General features: G+C 64.1%; 15 protein-coding genes. 5 read left to right on the top strand and 10 right to left on the bottom strand.

What is annotated here, in order from left to right:
- Positions 1 to 277 precede the first annotated feature (277 nt).
- The gene (locus H582_RS0107070; protein ID WP_028597978.1) at positions 278 to 1147 is read right to left on the bottom strand and encodes an AraC family transcriptional regulator; all 870 of its coding nucleotides are present in this window, start codon (positions 1145 to 1147) and stop codon (positions 278 to 280) included.
- Positions 1148 to 1315: 168 nt separating this feature from the next.
- Between H582_RS0107070 and H582_RS26410 the strand changes: the two genes are divergently transcribed.
- The 3 genes from H582_RS26410 (at position 1316) to H582_RS0107055 (ending at position 5015) form a co-directional block, all read left to right on the top strand.
- Entirely contained in the window at positions 1316 to 3340 is a 2025-nt protein-coding gene (locus tag H582_RS26410) for a peptidase G2 autoproteolytic cleavage domain-containing protein (protein WP_052333039.1), read from the top strand.
- An 80-nt stretch (positions 3341 to 3420) separates the two neighbouring features.
- Positions 3421 to 4449, top strand: coding sequence for a helix-turn-helix transcriptional regulator (locus tag H582_RS26405; RefSeq protein ID WP_240478963.1), 1029 nt, complete (start codon positions 3421 to 3423; stop codon positions 4447 to 4449).
- A gap of 62 nt (positions 4450 to 4511) precedes the next feature.
- On the top strand, positions 4512 to 5015 hold the full coding sequence (locus tag H582_RS0107055) for a DinB family protein (RefSeq protein WP_028597976.1): 504 nt from the start codon (positions 4512 to 4514) through the stop codon (positions 5013 to 5015).
- A gap of 251 nt (positions 5016 to 5266) precedes the next feature.
- On the opposite strand, the gene H582_RS0107050 is transcribed toward H582_RS0107055, so the two are convergent.
- From H582_RS0107050 to H582_RS0107040, 3 genes are read right to left on the bottom strand one after another with little or no spacing between them, the layout of a single operon-like run.
- Entirely contained in the window at positions 5267 to 6130 is an 864-nt protein-coding gene (locus H582_RS0107050) for a sugar phosphate isomerase/epimerase family protein (RefSeq protein WP_028597975.1), read from the bottom strand.
- Positions 6131 to 6132: 2 nt separating this feature from the next.
- The gene (locus tag H582_RS26400) at positions 6133 to 7305 is read right to left on the bottom strand and encodes a Gfo/Idh/MocA family protein (RefSeq protein ID WP_084136775.1); all 1173 of its coding nucleotides are present in this window, start codon (positions 7303 to 7305) and stop codon (positions 6133 to 6135) included.
- 56 nt (positions 7306 to 7361) lie between these two features.
- On the bottom strand, positions 7362 to 8537 hold the full coding sequence (locus H582_RS0107040; protein ID WP_028597974.1) for a Gfo/Idh/MocA family protein: 1176 nt from the start codon (positions 8535 to 8537) through the stop codon (positions 7362 to 7364).
- Positions 8538 to 8775: 238 nt separating this feature from the next.
- Here H582_RS0107040 and H582_RS0107035 point away from each other — a divergent pair, with 238 nt between their 5' ends.
- Positions 8776 to 10344: a histidine kinase N-terminal 7TM domain-containing diguanylate cyclase gene (locus H582_RS0107035; protein WP_028597973.1), complete on the top strand. Its 1569-nt coding sequence runs from the start codon at positions 8776 to 8778 to the stop codon at positions 10342 to 10344.
- Between the two features lie 47 nt (positions 10345 to 10391).
- Here the strand turns inward: H582_RS0107035 and H582_RS0107030 are convergent, their stop codons facing one another.
- The 3 genes from H582_RS0107030 to H582_RS0107020 are packed head-to-tail and all read right to left on the bottom strand — an operon-like array spanning position 10392 to position 13661.
- A complete protein-coding gene (locus H582_RS0107030; RefSeq protein WP_028597972.1) occupies positions 10392 to 11879 on the bottom strand; it encodes a P-loop ATPase, Sll1717 family in 1488 nt (495 codons plus the stop codon).
- Positions 11869 to 13224: a KGGVGR-motif variant AAA ATPase gene (locus tag H582_RS0107025; protein WP_028597971.1), complete on the bottom strand. Its 1356-nt coding sequence runs from the start codon at positions 13222 to 13224 to the stop codon at positions 11869 to 11871. The genes H582_RS0107030 and H582_RS0107025 overlap by 11 nt, the downstream gene beginning before the upstream one ends.
- Entirely contained in the window at positions 13221 to 13661 is a 441-nt protein-coding gene (locus H582_RS0107020; protein WP_028597970.1) for a HEPN domain-containing protein, read from the bottom strand. The genes H582_RS0107025 and H582_RS0107020 overlap by 4 nt, the downstream gene beginning before the upstream one ends.
- A gap of 111 nt (positions 13662 to 13772) precedes the next feature.
- Between H582_RS0107020 and H582_RS0107015 the strand changes: the two genes are divergently transcribed.
- Complete coding sequence (locus H582_RS0107015; RefSeq protein ID WP_043111037.1) at positions 13773 to 14783, top strand: oxidoreductase; 1011 nt, start codon at positions 13773 to 13775, stop codon at positions 14781 to 14783.
- Positions 14784 to 14855: 72 nt separating this feature from the next.
- Here H582_RS0107015 and H582_RS0107010 read toward each other — a convergent pair whose 3' ends face one another.
- The 3 genes from H582_RS0107010 to H582_RS0107000 all read right to left on the bottom strand — a co-directional run bounded on the left by H582_RS0107010 (position 14856) and on the right by H582_RS0107000 (position 17324).
- Positions 14856 to 15377 carry a GNAT family N-acetyltransferase gene (locus H582_RS0107010; protein ID WP_240478961.1) on the bottom strand — a complete coding sequence of 174 codons (522 nt, stop codon included), beginning with the start codon at positions 15375 to 15377 and terminating at the stop codon, positions 14856 to 14858.
- An 89-nt stretch (positions 15378 to 15466) separates the two neighbouring features.
- Positions 15467 to 16627 carry a glycerate kinase family protein gene (locus tag H582_RS0107005; RefSeq protein ID WP_028597967.1) on the bottom strand — a complete coding sequence of 387 codons (1161 nt, stop codon included), beginning with the start codon at positions 16625 to 16627 and terminating at the stop codon, positions 15467 to 15469.
- A gap of 136 nt (positions 16628 to 16763) precedes the next feature.
- A complete protein-coding gene (locus H582_RS0107000; RefSeq protein WP_127464512.1) occupies positions 16764 to 17324 on the bottom strand; it encodes a hypothetical protein in 561 nt (186 codons plus the stop codon).
- Positions 17325 to 17363 lie beyond the last annotated feature (39 nt).

Here is a 17363-nt window from a genome sequence, read left to right as displayed (position 1 = left end):
GGTCGATAATTCTGTCATCTTTCAACAAAGTAATCTAAGAATACTCTGACAAATTGGGCTTGTCTAGCAGAAATTGGGGAAAAACAGATGTGTTTTATGCGTCTATACGCTGAAACTTTACCCGATAATTGCGGTGATGCTTTACTACAATGATTTATTTTCTTGCTCGTTTTCAAATAAAAGCGAAAAAACGCCCGTTTCTTAAAAAAGAAATGGGCTGTTAGTCTTGATTTTAGAATAGGTCTATGTGATCATATCTGACGCGAATCGACAGCCGTCACATCCCCCGCCGATACCGGTCGGGCGACACGCCCATCAGGCGCTTGAACAAGCGGCTGAAGTGGGCGGGATGCTTGAAGCCGACCGCATAGCCGACGTCGGTGACGGAGGCGTCCGGCTCCAGCAGGAAGCGGATGCGCGCCTGGTTGATGCGCTGCCGGTAAATATAGTCGAACAGCGCCACGCCGGTCACTTCCTTGAATGTGCGCGACAAGTAGGAGCGGCTCACATGGAGCTCGCTGGCGATGCCGCCGAGCTCCAGCTCCTCGCTCAGATGCCGCTCGACGTAATCCATCGCCTCCTGGGCGATCGCCTCCTTGTCGCGGGAGCCGCGCCCTCCCCCGCCCGCCCCGAGGCGCAGCGGCTCGCGACAGCGCTCGTAGACGAAGCAGAGCAGGTCTTCGAACGCCAGACGCAGCCGCCGCGCGGCGACCGCGCCTTCCTCCCCTTGATGCCGATGCATGCGCAGCAGCAGCTCCTCGGCCTCGGCCCGCAGCTCGCCCCGCAGCTGCAGCCGGTAATTGCGGAGCTCCTCGAACGGCTGCAGCAGCGGCACCGAGCCGGGCAGGCCGGTATGGGCGGACGGCGGCTCGGCGGCTCGCAGCGGCTCGGGATCGAAGTGGATGAAGCTGCGCACGTACGGCGCAGGACCGGAAACCTTCGGCCGATGCAGCGTCATCCCGTACATGAGCAGCATGTCGCCCGGCTCCAGCCGGTAGATCCGGTTGCCGATCAGGTAGGTGCAGTCGCCTTCATGAAAATAGTAGATTTCATAATGGGTATGGGAATGGAAATCCGGCAAGACCGGGTAGGTCGAGCGGTACGAGAATTCGATCATCCCTTGCCGGTCGCTGATTGCCGGGAGCATGTCGTTCGCCTCCTCGTGGGACGGATAGTGCCAGCATAGCATTCCCCATCGCGAGTGACCAGCCTCTTTCCAATGGGTCGTTGCCGCGCCGCCCGGACGAAATCCGATTGGATGAATAAAGTGAACAAGCTTGACCAATACGAGATTCATAGAACGGGAGGAAGGATCATGGATTGTCAGAGAAATGCGGCCGGTCCCTGCTCCACGGCGGAAGGCTCGGCGACGAACAGCCTCGGATTCGCTTCCCATGCGGAAGGAATCGAGACGCTCGCCCAAGGGAGCGGCAGCCATGCGGAAGGCTACCTCGCGGAGGCGATCGGCGACAGCTCGCACGCGGAAGGCTCGGGCACGGTCGCCCAAGGCTCCGCCTCGCACGCGGAGGGCTTCCGTACGACGGCGAGCTCGGACGCGTCGCATGCGGAAGGCAGCCAGACGAGCGCATCCGGAGGAGCCTCGCACTCCGAAGGCTCGGGCACGTCGGCTCCAGGCATCGCCTCGCATGCCGAGGGCCATTTGACGGCGGCTTTCGGCACGGGCTCCCATGCGGAGGGCTATTTGACGGAAGCGACGGCGGACAGCGCTCATGCCGAAGGCTCGACGACGGTCGCGGCCGGCTCGGCGTCCCATGCGGAAGGCTTCCGCTCGATCGCGGAAGCGGATGCGGCGCACGCGGAGGGCAGTCTGACGACGGCGGTCGGAGCGTCTTCCCATGCCGAGGGGGAGGCGACGCGGGCGCTTGGAGCGACCTCGCATGCCGAGGGCTACATGACCGAAGCGGCGGCGGACAGCTCCCACGCGGAGGGCTCGACGACGACGGCGGGCGGCTCGGCATCCCATGCGGAAGGCTTCGAGACGACGGCGGGCAATACGGCGGCTCATGCGGAAGGCATCCTGACCAACGCGGCCGGAGTCGCCTCGCACGCCGAGGGCGACGGCACGGCGGCGATCGGCGAGGCGTCTCATGCGGAGGGGACGGCGACGCAGGCGGAAGGAGACTTCTCCCATGCGGAAGGCAACGGCTCGCAGGCGACCGGACTGACCTCCCATGCGGAGGGCGGCGGCTCGATCGCAGCGGGCAACTACTCGCATGCGGAAGGGTACCAGACGCAGTCGCAAGGAAGCTATTCGCATGCGGAGGGCTTCCAATCGCTCGCTACCGGAGTCGTCGCCCATGCCGAGGGCGGCTATACGACGGCATCCGGCCTGTATTCGCATGCGGAAGGCTACTACAGCCAGGCCACCGGCGGCGTGTCCCATGCGGAAGGAGGCAGCGCGACGGCTTCGGGCGAATACTCCCATGCGGAAGGCTTCAACAACACCGCGCAGGGATACGCCTCGCATGCAGAAGGGAGCAACACGGTGTCGAGCCAATTCGGCTCGCATACGGAAGGCGTCAATACGGCGGCGTCCGCCTTTGCCAGCCATGCCGAAGGACTGAATACGACAGCCGCCTCTTCCGGTTCCCATGCGGAAGGCGAGTCGACGACGGTGCTGGCGGGGCATTACAACTCCCATATCATGGGCCAGTACGGCTCGACGCTTTACCCGTACTCCTGGCATGTCGCCAACGGCGCCAATGAGGCGGCGCCGGGCTTGGCCGCCGTGCTTCAAGGCAGCACGGGCAACATGTATATCGACGGCACCTACAATACCGGCGGGGCCGATTACGCGGAGATGTACGAGACGGCGGACGGGGCGGCGCTCGAGCCGGGGTGCTTTGTGACGCTGGCAGGGATGAAGATCCGCAAGGCGGAAGCCGCGGACACCTATGTGCTCGGCATCGTGAGCGGCTCGCCGGCGATCGTCGGCGATGCGGCCGAGCTGCGCTGGCAAGGGGCTTATCAACGCGACGAGTGGGGCCGGGTCCTGTATGAGGACTTGCTGGTGCCGGAGCGCTTGGACGAAAACGGCCGGCTGCTGCAGCCGGCTTCGACCCGGACGGTGCCGAAGCTGAACCCGGATTGGGATCCGTCGCGCCTTTACGAATCCAGGCGGATGCGGCCGGAATGGGTCGCCGTCGGCCTGATGGGCAAGCTGCTCGTGCGCGACGACGGCACCTGCGAGCCGGATGGCTGGTGCCGGCCTGCCGCGGGGGGCACGGCGACGGCCGCTTCCGGCGGGTACCGGGTGCTGGAGCGCACGGGTCCTTCGCAGATCCGGATCCAGTTCGTTCCTCCTTCTATTTCGCAATAGCGCCCTTGATGGCGGAGGCCGGGCAGGGTACGATAGCCGCAGGAACTCAGTCTGGACGAAAACGAGGGAGGATGGGCGCGATGAAGCTGGACCGCCTGCTTGCGATTACGATGCTCATGCTGGGGCGGAAGCGGATCGGCGCCAAGGAGCTGGCCGAGCGCTTTGAAGTGTCGCTGCGCACCGTCTATCGCGACATGGAGACGCTCAGCCTGGCCGGCATTCCGATCGTCTCGTACGCCGGAGAGGGCGGAGGCTACGAGATCATGGAGGGATACCGGCTGGAGAGGCAGTTTCTGACGATGGAGGAGCTGCAGGCGCTCGTCGTCGCCCTCAAAGGCATCTCCTCCACGCTCGAGGACCGGGACATCTCCCGGCTGCTCGACAAGGTCGGGGCGATGCTGTCCTCCGCGGACCGGGAGCGGATCGGCGGCGCGTCCGAGGAGATGGTCATCGACTTCAACCCGTGGGGAGGCGGCGCGCGGGAAAAGGATAAGGTCGCCACGCTCCGGCAAGCGATCCGCGAGCGGCGCGTCGTCCGCTTCGCCTATACGGATGCCGGCGGACAGCGGACGGAGCGCAGCTGCGAGCCGTACCGGCTCGTGCTCAAGGGCTACGTCTGGTATATGCACGGCTTCTGCCGGACGCGGCAGGATTGGAGGCTGTTCCGCCTGTCGCGGGCGCGCGAGCTGGAGGCGGGCGCAGAGACGTTCGTGCGCCGGGAGGATCCAGGCGACGAGGAGTCGCTCGCCTGGTTCGGCTCGGGCATGGAGGGAGGGCATCGCGTGAAGGACATCGCGGTGCTCTTCGAACGGCAATCGCGGACCCGTGCCGAAGATTACTTCGGCACGCTCGACAGCGTGATCCGGATGGAGGAGCGGCCGGGCGGCGCGCTGCTCGTGGAGTCGCGGCAGCCCGACGAGCCTTGGCTGGTCGCATGGCTGCTCGGCTTCGGCACGGGCGCTCGCGTGCTGTCGCCGCCGGAGCTGGCCGAGGCCGTCCGGGCCGAGGCGGAGGCGGTCGCGCGCCTGTACGGCGTTGCCGGCGAGCGGGAGCAGGCCGCCGCTGACAGGCAGCTGTCAGCGGAAGCGGGTTATGCTCGGAGAGGCTAGCGGCATCTCTTTGCTTCGCAGGGAGGCGCGGCCGGAATCGATCTCCGGGAGGATGAAATGAAATGTTCAAGACCGTTGATGAATTCGTAGAGGAATGGACGTTGGAGTCGAAGGGGACGCTGCGGATGCTGCAAGCCCTGACGGACGCTTCTCTGACGCAGCCCGTTTGGGAAGAGGGACGGAATCTGGGGCGGCTGGCCTGGCATATCGCGTTCAGCCCGTACGAGATGCTGACGCGCACGGGGCTGCGGCTCGCGGAGCCGGGGCGGGAAGAGGAGGTGCCGGCGTCGTCGGCGGACATCGCCGCGGCGTACGAGCGCTCGGCGAGCAGCATCGCCGATGCGGTGCGGGAGCAGTGGAGGGACGGCGATCTTGCGACGCGGCATGACATGTACGGGGAGCCGTGGTCCAATTCGCTCACGCTGAGAATTCTGATCCAGCATGAAGTGCATCATCGCGGCCAGCTGTCCGTGCTCATGCGCCAGGCCGGCTTGCGCCCGGTCGATCTGTATGGACCGGTGCTGGAGGATTGGGCGGGCTTCGGCATGCAGCCGCCGCGGGTGTAGCTCGGCCGGCGAGGAATAGCTCTCCTCAGTGGCAAATATGGCACGGAGAAGCTCCGCCGTCGGTTGCCGGGGAGTTCGAAGAAATCCTTTTCCCCCCAAAAAAACGGGACGAGGCCGTCGATGACGGCTTCGTCCCGTTTTTCTTGCCGCCCGCCTAAGCGAGAGCGGTCCATCTCCCGGCATCTCGCACGGCGCAGAGCGCCGCGAGAGCCGCGCCGCCCCTTTCCCCGCGCAAAAGCCGTCTGGCTCGGCTAGCGGGCCGCGCTCTCCTGCAGCAGCTCGCGCATGTAGGCGGCGAATTGCCGCAGCATCTCCGGCGAGCGGTGCTCGCCGCTGAAGTCCTCGACGCCGATCCAGCCGTCGTAGCCTACGGCGGCCAGATCCGCCGTCACCTGCGCCCAGTCGACGATGCCGCGGCGCATGCCCGCCCAGCCGCATGTCCACCGCACGCTGCCGTCCTCGCGCTCGGTCGAGGTCCAAGCGGCGTTTTTCATGTGCACATGAGCCAGATGCGGCCCGAGCAGCTCCATGCCCATCCGGTAGTTCTCGAAGCCCTCGTGGACCATGTTGCCGGGATCGAGCAGCACGCCGACGGCATCGGGATCAAGTCCTTCCAGCAGGCGCGCGGCCGCCGAGGCGCTCGGCGCGATCGTGCCGTGGTGGGTCTCGAGGACGCCCTTGACGCCGTAGCGGCGGCATAATACGGCCGCCTCCGCCAAGTAGCGGCGCTGCTCCTCGTACAGCTCGCCGAACGGCCGCGTGCGGTCATAGCCGTGCAGGCCGAGCCGGATCATGTCCGCGCCGAGCGAACGAGCGGCGGCCAGCACGCGCTCGGCCGCGTCGAGATCGCCGCAGCGCAGATAGGGAGCGATGCCGATGCTGCGCAGTCCGGCGGCGGAGGCGGCCCGCTCGTAGCGAGCCAGCTCCTCCTCCGAGGCGTCCACGGGGATGGTGGCGAGGTTGTTGCCCCAATACGACGGAGCCTGCTGGCGCGCCTCGTCGGAGGTGCGGGCGTAGCGCCACTCGATGCCCTGCAGGCCGGCGGCGGCCGCCGAGGCGGCGAGCTCCTCCGGCTGCAGGTCCGGGGTGGCGACGGTAAAGACGGACAGGCGAATGCTCATGGACGGAGCTCCTTTCCTTGCGGGGAGTCGGATCGGGATTCCTGCGCGGCTGCCGAGGCGGAAGCCGCCTGGGCCTGCGCCTGCAGGACGCCCGCTCCGCTGTCGATCCGGATCGCCTGAGCTTGCGCGCGCAGGCAGAGCTCGGCCGCCTTGAACGCATGCTCCTGGGTCATGGCGTTCTCCGTGCGGTTCAGCACGTCGAGGATCAGCTGGCCGAAATAAGGGAAGCCGACCTTGCCGCCAAGCTCCATCCGGTGCTCGCCCTGGCCGTCGACGAGGTAGAGCTGGTCGCCGCCGGAGCCGCGGGCGATGTCGACGTACTTCCGCAGCTCGATGTAGCCCTTCGTGCCGAGCAGGATCGTCCGGCCGTCGCCCCAGGTCGACAGTCCGTCCGGCGTCAGCCAGTCGACGCGGAAGTACTGGCTCGCGCCGTTGTCGCCGAGCAGCGTCGCATCGCCGAAGTCTTCGAGCTCGGGATGGTCCGGGTTCGCGAAGTTGCCGACCTTGCTGCTCAGCACCTGCGCGTCGCGGCAGCCGGCGTAGTGCAGGAACTGCTCGATCTGATGGCTGCCGATGTCGCACAGGATGCCGCCGTAGCGCTCCCGCTCGAAAAACCAGCGCGGCCGGGAAGGAGCGTTCAGCCGATGAGGTCCGGTGCCGATCACCTGCACGACGCGCCCGATCGCGCCGTCCTCGACGAGCTTGCCGGCGAAGACGGCGCTCTCCACATGCAGCCGCTCGCTGAAGTAGACGGCGTATTTGCGCCCGGTGCGGGCAGCCGTCTGGCGCGCCAGCTCCAGCTGCGCCAGCTCCGTGAACGGCGTTTTGTCCGTGAAATAGTCCTTGCCGTGCTCCATGACGCGCACGCCGAGCGGGCCTCGCTCGCTTGGCACCGCGGCCGCCGCGACGAGCCGGATGTCCGGATCCTGGAGAATCTCCTCCAGCGAGCCGGCCACCACGGCGCCGGGATAGCGCGCGGCCAGCGCGGCCGCGCGTTCCGGCTGCGGATCGTAGACCGCGGCGAGCGTGCCGCCCGCCTCGGTCAAGCCGTTGCACATGCCGTAGATATGGCCGTGATCGAGATGCGCCGCCGCGAAGCGGAACTCCCCTTGCTCCACGACCGGCCGCGGCTTGCCCTCCGGCGCGTAGTTCATGCCGTCCTTGCTCATCGGTGTTCTTCCTCCTTTTTCTCGGTCCTGCGTCTAGCTTCCCTGACCGGCCGGGCTCAGTGCGTGCCCTGCACGTCGAGCCTGGCGCCGGCCGCGGCCGGATCCTTGCGGCTGCTGGAGGCGTCGATCCGCTCCTGCAGCGCCTGGAGGTAGCGCTCCTCGTCGAGCGGCAGCTCCACCCAGCCGTCGGTCCACGTCGACAGCAGCATGGCGTTGCACAGCTCGAGTCCGCGGATGCCCTCCTCGCCCGGAGCGGCGAGCGGAGCGCCGGTACGGATCCCGTCCACCCAGTTCCGCGTGACGGCGCGGTGATGCTGCGGATCTCCGCCGGGCAGCGGAACCTCGATGCGCCACGTCTCCGGCGAGCCGAAGCCGCCCTTGTAGTCGCGGTTGAACTCCGGCTCGGGGACGCGCAGCCTCCAGAACGTCAGCTTGCCGTCCTCGGCGACGAGCTTGCCCCGCTCCCCGCTGATCTCGAGCCGGTTCGTGCCGGGGGCGTCGCAGGTCGAGGTGATGAAGACGCCGGTCGCGCCGTTCGCATACTCGGCGTAGGCCGTCACGTCGTTCTCCACCTCGATGTCCCGATGCTTGCCGAAGCCGCAGAAGGCGCGGATGCGCGACGGCATCAGCCCGGTAATCCATTGGAAAAGGTCGAGGTTGTGCGGCGACTGGTTCATCAGCACGCCGCCGCCCTCTCCGGCCCAGGTCGCCCGCCAGCCGCCGCTGTCGTAATAGCTCTGCGGCCGGTACCAGTCGGTGATGATCCAGTTGATCCGGCGCAGCTCGCCGAGCTCGCCGTCCGCGATCAGCTCCCGCATCTTGCGGTAGAGCGGATTCATGCGCTGGTTGTACATGAGGGAGAAGACGCGCCCGCTCGCCGCTGCGGCCTCGTTCATTTCCCGCACCTGCTTCGTGTAGACGCCGGCCGGCTTTTCGACCAGAACATGCAGTCCGGCGCGGAATGCCGCCTTGGCCTCTTCCGGATGCGCGTAATGAGGCGTCGCGATCAGCACGGCGTCGACTTCGCCCGAGGCGATCAGCTCCTGCGTGCTGCCGTATGTCCGCACCTCGTTCCCGAGCTGCTCCTGGGCCCAGTCGCGCCGCGCCGCGACGGGATCGGCGACTGCCGTCAGCACCGCTCCCTCTACTTCGCCCCGCGCCAAATAGCCGGCATGCGCGGAGCCCATATTGCCGAGTCCGATGACCCCGATGCGGATCGGATCTTGATTCATGGTTCTGTTCCTCCTCCTTGAAGGTCGGCCGAAATGCCGCATTGCGTTGCCTATGAATCCGCTTGCAGGAGTCATTCTAACATGATGCCGCTTTGTTCACTTGATCGACGCATGCCGATCCGCGGCCGGAATTAACTCTCGTTGCCTAATTTACCGAAGAAATAGATATCCCGGAATCCGTCCGCTTCCCGGCGGCCGAGAAAGGCCGGGGATCAATCGTACTGGTGGAGGACTGCTTATGCTGATGACCGCTTCCTGCCTTGTGGCGGCTTGCGTGCCGATTGCCTTGTCGCTGATTCTATTCCGTTTCCGGCAGGTGCCGGGGACGATCTTTTATATATGGATGGCGGTGCTGTCGGCCTTTTTCAGCTTCACCGTGCTCATGCAGTATTCCATGCCGGAATTCGAAGCCAAGCTGTTCTGGCGGAATGCGACGCAAATCTCGATCTTCCTGTTCCCGATTGCCAGCCTGTTCCTCTCGATGGTCCATGCCGAGCTCGAGCGCTGGATCCGTCCGGGCCTCATCATCGCCCTGTCGGTCGTCTCGCTCACGGCGCTCATCCTGTTCTTCACGGACACCGCCCATCATCTGATGCGGCAGGAGGTCCATGTGAGCGCATCGGGCCTGACCGTCGCGCACCGCACGACGCTGGGCACGCTGTTCATCGGCTACACGCAGCTCGTCCAGCTGGTCGGGGCGTCGCTGCTGCTCCGAGCGGCTTGGGACGCTGCCGGCCGGCGCCGCAGGCAGCTTGGGCTGATGGCCGTAGGCGCGCTGCTGCCGGTGCTCGGCATCAGCGCGAATCTGATCTACCCCGAGCTGTCCGCCACTCCGGCCGGCTCGATCCTGTCCTCGCTTCTTCCCGCCTGCATCATGATCTTCTACGGCCTTTACCGCTATCAGCTGCTGCATATCGTGCCGTTCGCCCGCGACAAGCTGATCGAGAGCATGAAAGAGGGCGTCGTCGTGCTCGATGCCGACCATCGGCTGATGGACTACAATCCTTCCGCCTATCGGCTGCTGGTCAAGGCCGGAGCGCAGGAGGGGAGCAACTGGACGGCGCTGCCGCTGTCGCTGCTGCTGCCGGGAGCGGAGTCGTGGCTGCAGGCGCATGAGCGCCGCAGCGAGCTGGAGATCGAGCTCTCCTTCCCGGATGGGAGCAGCGAGCAGCAGGTATGGCTCAGCATCACGGTGACGCCGCTTGAGTCGGAACGGGGCGTCTACTTCGGCAGCCTGTCCGTCATCGCGGACATTACCGAGACGAAGCGGCTGGAGCAGGACTTACGCCGCCGCGCATCGACCGACGGGCTGACCGGCATCTACAATCAAGTCGGCTTCATGGAGCGGGCGCAGCGCCATTTGTCGCTCAGCCTCGAGGACGGGGAGGGGTTCAGCCTGATCGTGCTCGATCTGGACCACTTCAAGCGGATCAACGACGAGCATGGGCATCAAGTCGGCGACATGGCGCTCAAGGGCTTCGTCCGTTCCGTGCAGCAGGTCGTCGAGCGGCGCGCGCTGTTCGGCCGGATCGGCGGCGAGGAGTTCGCGGTCGCGCTGCCGGGAGCCCGGGCGGATCAGGCGCAGGAGATGGCCGAGCGGATCCGCCGGGCGGTAATGGAAGGAGCCGGCCTGGAGGCCGAGGAGGAGAGCCGGCCGGCGCGGGTGACCGTCAGCATCGGCGGCTCGACCGCGAGCTCCGCCGATCGGGCCGACTTCCAGCGGCTGCTCGCCGCGGCGGACCGGGCGCTGTACCGCGCGAAGCGGAGCGGCCGCAACCAGGTCCGCTGGGCCGAGGATTCGCCTTGAGCGGGACGCCAAAAGCGCCTGGCCCCAACAGGGCCAGGCGCTTTTGGTCATTTCGGACGCTTCACTCCGCCCATGCGTTTCATTCTGAATCCGTACAAGTAGATTTCAGGCATGTTGATGCGTCCATCCGACCGCTGTTCCAATATTCCGAGCGACTTCATGTATTCGATCAGCTCGGAAGGCTGAGTCACCAAAGGCTGGTCTTTGGTCCATTCCGTACGTTTGATCGCATCGATGAATATGGCTTTTTGAGCCGGTACGGTAATGCCGTACAGATTCGGCTTGAGATGGTTGAGCCACCGGTATTCTTCTTGCGCCAGTTCGGCGATGCGGTCTTCGGAAGTTTCCATCAGCGCTCCTTGCAGCGCGGATGGCTGCACAAGCCTGTTCTGAAGCAGCAGCTTGGAATCAAATCGCTTCAGCTCTTGCAGGGCAGCCCCGGCGAATAGCTTCAGGAAGGAGCGAGGGGCGATTCTTTTCTCCGCATCTTGAAGATGGTTCGGAACCCAGCGGTATGAGTTTCCTTTTCTCGCGTCCGCGCCCATGAATTCCCCGACAAGATGGGTCATGAATTTTTCATGCAGCGCTTCATCTGGCGTTGGAATATAGCCGAACTGATCGTCTTTGCGAACGATCAATCCCGGAATCTGGTCAAGATACTGTTTCATTCGGTCGCTTCCATTGGCCATCCGCTTGATCAAAAGCTGATACAGCCACGAGGTGGTCCATTCCAGCTGCAGCTGATGCGGCCTCAGCTTTGAAGCATCGGGAAAGCCTAAATAATCTTGTTGGAACAAGTCCGACCGCAAGAAGATTTTGGGGCGGATTCGCTCCCATCTGCGGTAGCGATCGAGCCAGAAGGCAAGCAGCTCCCGAATGGGGCCAGCCAGCTTGTCGTGCGAAGTCGTCAGCCGATCGAGTTCGTCATACGTCATATAAAGCCACTGTCCATGTTCCGCCAAGTGCTGGTCCATTTCGTCGAAAGCTTGATTAATGTAATCCAAATGCTCTTCGACGTCAGGCAGCCAGCGTTGGATCACCCCTAACGACTTTGTGAGCGCTTCGATCAAGCTCGGCGGCAAAGAGTTGAAGAAAGGCCGAAGATGCTCCGCTGAATCATGCTGAAGAAGCTGGCCGACCCACAGCCCCACCCAAAAAGAGCGGATTCGATAGTTGTTGGCGCTGGAAATGACCCGTTCGATTGTCTCCGGTGCGGGAAGGCTGATTCGGGATTCCTTGCTCCTGCCGTATCCCGAAATCCATGTCTCCTGGCTCGGCTGATGCGAGTTCAGGGCAGTCGAGGTGAACGCTTCTCGGCCGCTTTTGCCGGACAGCATCTCGAACAAAGCGGATTTCCCCGCCCCGCGGCCGCCAAGAATGAGGATGATTCCAGGCTCAAGGACGCGTTTATGGGCCGGGTTGTATAGAAAGTTTTTCAATGCGGCATCGCTGTCCCCGGCCTCGTCTTCGGTGATGCCGCCGTTGGTTATCTTGCTCATATCGTGCAAAAGCTCTTGTTTAAGCTCACTCAGCATGACCTGACTCCTTTCCCAATATTCTTAACAGCTTGCGGCTTAGCTTGACGTAAGGGCCGCTGTCTCTTGTAAACAGTTCAACAATATCTCTCGTTGATTCGCCATAAAGAGATACTTCTCCTCGAAGCTTGGAATCGTATGGAACGACGATAGGGTAGAAGGCTTCATCCTCATTGTTCGTGTTGATCCGCTCCACTTCGCCTTCTCCATAGTAATTTTCCAAAAACACGTCGTAGCTTCTTTCGCGGAACATCGCCGTTTCTTGAGCTTGAGTCGCGAGTCCGACTTCTGGTCCCATGGCATGCACCATGATGACAGGCAGCGGGGCATCGCCGTAAAGGTTGGCGGCGCGGCGAATGACATGGCGCAGGCCGGACCAGGTTTGTTCCGATTGCACTCCGAACAGGACGGCAGCGTGGGAGAGCTGTGTCAAAGCCATTCCGCCGATGTCATGGAAACCGGCGCGGGCGTCGACAAGAATAAGATCCAATCGATACTCGCTTGTCGAAAGCTCGCGAATCAAGTCCCGAATGCTTTTTCCTGCATCATTTGTGGTAAGAGAATGGAAATCAATGCAGGAAAGCTTCTCCATGTAAAGATCGTCGATCACCCCGGCAGGCACCAGTTGAATCGTTTCTCCCTGATCTCCCAGAATCTGCTGATCAGAGACGACCTGAAGGTGATTGCGAATGGACCATTGCTTTCCTTGAATCGGTTTTTCAATCAGATAATCGACGACTCCGAAAGATACCGTTTCCCTAGGATAAAAAAGGCTCCCCGCCCCGGGCGCCTCCAGATCGAAATCGACAATGCCGACCCTCAGCCCTTGACGGGCGAGATTGACGGCTACGGCCGCTAGCGCGGTCGTTCTCCCGACACCGCCCTTAAAGGAATAGAACGAAACGATAGCAGGGCGACGGCCTTCCTGCACGAGCTGGAAGGGCCATAATGGCTCATTCGCATTTTTCTCCACCCAGCTTTTTTTTGCCGCATGTCGTTCTAAAATAAAGAGGCTGCAGGAGGACGGATTGGAAAGGATCAGATCGGACTCCCATTCAACTGGCTTTCTTTCCGATTTGACGATGTCGGCAAGGGATCGATGCGGATCGCGCTCATGGGGAGAGCGTACCCACAGATCATCTCCCCAGTACACGCCAAGCCTGCGAGCCAGCTCGATCTCCGCTGCCTGACACGCTTCCAGATCGGACGGAGCAACGCCGTCCGCCATCAGCCTGACTTTGCCTTTGACATCCCGGATGATCGTGATTTCGGATGCGTATTCATCCAAGTTCGTGTCCAGGACCGCCTTTTGGCACTCTCGAAGGGCATCGGAAAAAGTAATCATGACAGACCGAGCTCCTTTCGCTCTATTTTTCCATCGAGAATCATTTCAAAAAGAGTCGATTCCACCAAGAGCGAGGCCGATTCGATCGCTTCACGCGCTTCTTCCTGCTCCCATAAATAATTCGCAGCATATCGACGTTCAGGATGATGCCGATAAAGAACCGCATTTGAATCGAGGGAGGGCAAAGACATTGATTCGGTGTGAGGCATGAGCATTTTCAAGCGTTTCAAGCCTTTGAGGCTCATTTCGCTCAAATTATGCTGAAAGGCTTTGGCAGTCGAGACGTTCATATAGTATTCGAGAATGGCTTTATAACTACATTCTGCCGCATATCCCGCTAAATAAACGCCGACGTCTAGCAGAAGCGGATCGACTCTCAGCTGTTTCGCAGCCATTAGATTTCGCAAGGCGGATTGGATAAAATGTTCATTAAGCACGGCAGGATTCCTTTCTCTGCCCAAAGGGTTGTTAGATTCATTTTCACTGATGAGCCGTTTTGTAGCAAGCTCATTCTATTAAAAGCGAAATAACCGATAGGAGGAATCCCCATGCATTTCAGAGCGCTCGTGGCGGACCGTCGGGAGGATCAAGCGGAGGCGTCCGTCCAGACCGTGGAGGAGGCGCGCCTGCCGGAGGGCGACCTGCTGCTGAAGGTTGCTTATTCCAGCATCAACTACAAGGATGCGTTGGCGATGGAGCCCGACGGGCGCATCGTCAGCCGCTACCCGCATATCCCGGGCATCGACGCGGCGGGCGAGATCGTCAAGAGCTCGGACAAGCGGCTCAAGCCGGGGACCAAAGCGATCGTGACGGGCTACGGCTTCGGCGTCAGCCAGCACGGAGGCTACTCCGAGTTCGCGCGGGTTCCCGGCGATTGGGCGGTTCCGCTGCCGAAAGGCCTGACCGAGCGCGAGGCGATGGCGCTCGGCACGGCCGGCCTGACCGCGGCGATGTCGGTACAGCGGCTGCAGGACAGCGGCGTCTCTCCGTCGTCGGGACCGGTCGTCGTCACCGGCGCGAGCGGCGGCGTCGGCACGCTCGCCGTCTCGATGCTGGCCCGGCTCGGCTACGAGGTGGAGGCGGTCTCCGGCAAGGAGGAAGCGCATGAGCGGCTGCGGGAGCTCGGCGCGGCGCGGATCCTGCCTCGCGAGGAGCTGCAGCCGCAGGAGGCGCGGCCGCTCGACAAGCAGCGCTGGGCGGGAGCGGTCGACTGCGTCGGCGGCACGATGCTGGCCAGCCTGCTCAGCCGCATGAAGTACGGCGGAGCCGTCACGGCCTGCGGCTTGACCGGCGGCGGCGAGCTGCCGACGAGCGTATACCCGTTCATCCTGCGCGGCGTGAGCCTGCACGGCATCGACTCCGTATGGGCGCCGAGGGAGCTGCGCAAGCGGCTGTGGAAGCGGATGGCCGGCGATCTGAAGCCTCGCCGGCTGGAGGAGCTGATCGCCGAGGTCGAGCTGACCGAGGTGCCGGCCGCCGCCAAGGAGCTGCTGCGCGGCGCCTCGACCGGACGCAAGGTCGTTGTCGTAGGGGCGGATGCCCGCCTGTCCGATCGTTGAAAAAAGAGCTGCCTCTGCGGGTCCATGAGATGGACCGCAGGGGCAGCTCTTTTGTTCAAGCGCGTCGCGCAGTCAAGCGGTAGAGATCTTTCGCCCGACATACACGAGATCGCGCTCGACGCCGTCGAGGACCGCGACGCGGGGCAGGCGGCCCCAGACGTCGAAGCCATGCTTCTCGAACAGGCGCAGGCTCGGCTCGTTGTGGCCGAACACGAGGCCGACGAGCGAGTGGATGCCGAGGCCCGGGCAGGCGTCGATCGCGCGCTGCAGCAGCCTGCCTCCGAGGCCTTGGCCGCGCAGGGCGGGGGAGAGGTAGATGCTGATCTCGGCCGTGCCGTTGTAGGCGGCGCGCGGGTGGAACGACTGGTAGCTCAGCCAGGCGACGACGGCGCCCTGGCCGTCCTTCAGCACCCAGAGCGGGCGAAAGTCCGGCGAGTGCTCGTCGTACCAGGCCTGCCGCTGGGCGGGCGTCACCGGCTCCAGATCGGCGGTCACCATGCGGCCCGCGATCGTCGTATTGTAGATGTCCACGATCGCCGGCAGGTCCTCCGGACGCGCATCGGCGAGGGTGTAGGTCAGCAGGGGTTCATTCACGGGGTCAGCTTCCTCTCGGCGGGATGGTCGTGTTCTCCCTATCGTAGCATGGCCGGCAGGAGGGCGGCTACCGGGAGCGCAGGGCGGGCTTACAGCGCTTCTCGCGGCGGCTGCTGGAGCTTGAGCAGCCTGCCGATGCTCTCGCAGGTCCGCTCCACGTTTTTCGGCCCGTCCGCGAGCAGCCGCTCCAGCTCGGACGCTCCCGGCACGATGCCGAAGATCGCGTCGATGCCCTCTTCGTACAGCGTCTCCGCGCCGTCGCCGACATATCCGGCCAGCGCGATGACGGGCTTGCCCGCCTCCTTGGCCGCCTTCGCGACGCCGAACGGCGTCTTGCCGAACCGGGTCTGGAAGTCCATGCCGCCCTCGCCCGTGAAGCAATAGTCCGCCTCCGCCAGCTTCTCGCGCAGCCCGGCGCAGTCGATGACGATGTCGATTCCCCGCTGCAAGGTCGCCGGCGTGAACGCGAGCAATCCCGCTCCGAGTCCGCCGGCCGCTCCGGCTCCGGGGAGATCGCGGACCGGCTTGCCGAGCTGCTCCGCGAGGACGGACGCGTAGCGGGACAGGGCGGCGTCCAGCGCCAGCGCCATTTCCGGCGTCGCGCCTTTTTGCGGACCGAACACATGCGACGCTCCGGTCGGGCCGCAAAGCGGATTCGTGACGTCGCAGGCGACGATCATCTCGGCCTCGGCCAGCCTCGGATCCAACCCGGACACGTCGACCCGGGCCAGCCGCCCGAGGCTGCCGCCGCCTCGGGGCAGCTCGGCGCCGTCCGCATCGAGGAACCGGGCTCCGAGCGCCTCCGCCATGCCGGCCCCGCCGTCGTTCGTCGCGCTGCCGCCGATGCCGACGATGATTTTGCGAATGCCCCGGTCCAGGCAGGCGCGGATGAGCTCGCCGGTTCCGTAGGTGGTGGCGAGGAGCGGGTTGCGCTGCTCCTTGGGCACGAGCTGGATGCCGCTGGCGGACGCCGTCTCGATGACGGCGGTGGCGCTGTCTCCCAGGATGCCGTAGCGGGCAAGGACGCGCTCGCCGAGCGGGCCGGCCACTTCCTCGGCGACGAGCTGGCCGCCGCTCGCGTCGACGAGCGACTGGACGGTGCCTTCTCCGCCGTCGGCCATCGGGACGTGGATGAAGCGGGCGTCGGGGAACGCCTTGCGCAGGCCGGCCTCCATCGCGATGCAGGCTTCCTTGGCCGTCATGCTTTCTTTGAACGAATCGGGGGCGAGCAGAAAGGTCGGTCGTGACATGCGATCACCTCTTGGTTCGTGTGGCAGGTCAGAGCAGGAATTCGTACAGATGGGCGTACGGCATCGGATGCCGGCAAGGCTCCGATCTCGTCCGCGTACTCTTCCAGAGGCTTGATCCGCCCATGCGGGCCCGATCCTATTCGGAGCCTGTCCCGGCACCCGGAGGATAGGCTGCTTGACGAAGAGCGGACCGCACCCGCTCGGCGGCGGCGCGGTAAGCCTCGGCCACTGCCGGCTCGTAAGCCGCATGGAGCGCCTCCATCTCCGCGCGAAGCCCCGGCTCGCGCTCGAAATCGGATGCGGCCGGAGGCGGAGCCGGCGATTTACCTTCAAGCCGCTTGCGATGGACGGCGGCCGTATCGGCGAGCGTCTCGAGCAGCTCCAGCGAGCCGAGCTCCCGAAAAGCTGCAAGCAGCCCCGCCCATGTATCAGGCGTTTGGAGCAGCATGCCTGTCCAGACATAGTATTCCCAGGCGGATCCGGCAGCGTGCCCGTCGAGCACGCGCAGCAGGAACAGCGGTCGAAGCTTCTGCGGCAGCGCATCGAACGCTTCTTTCTTGCGAATATCGGACGCGCCGCGCAGAGGGGCGAGCACCGGCTCGAGGAAGCGGATGAGCAGGCTGCGGTCGGACAGCTCGGCGAGCTGGTCCGGAGTCAGGCTGTAGTCGGGAGTGGGCATGGGGAGAGAGGTCGCCATAGAGGAGCCGCTCCTTTCATCACAGGGAGTAGAGCGATC

This window comes from Paenibacillus pasadenensis DSM 19293, assembly GCF_000422485.1.
In the GTDB taxonomy this organism is placed as follows: domain Bacteria; phylum Bacillota; class Bacilli; order Paenibacillales; family Paenibacillaceae; genus Paenibacillus_O; species Paenibacillus_O pasadenensis.
The sequence above is the reverse complement of the archived record's forward strand: the minus strand, read 5'-3'. Positions and strand labels throughout refer to the sequence as shown.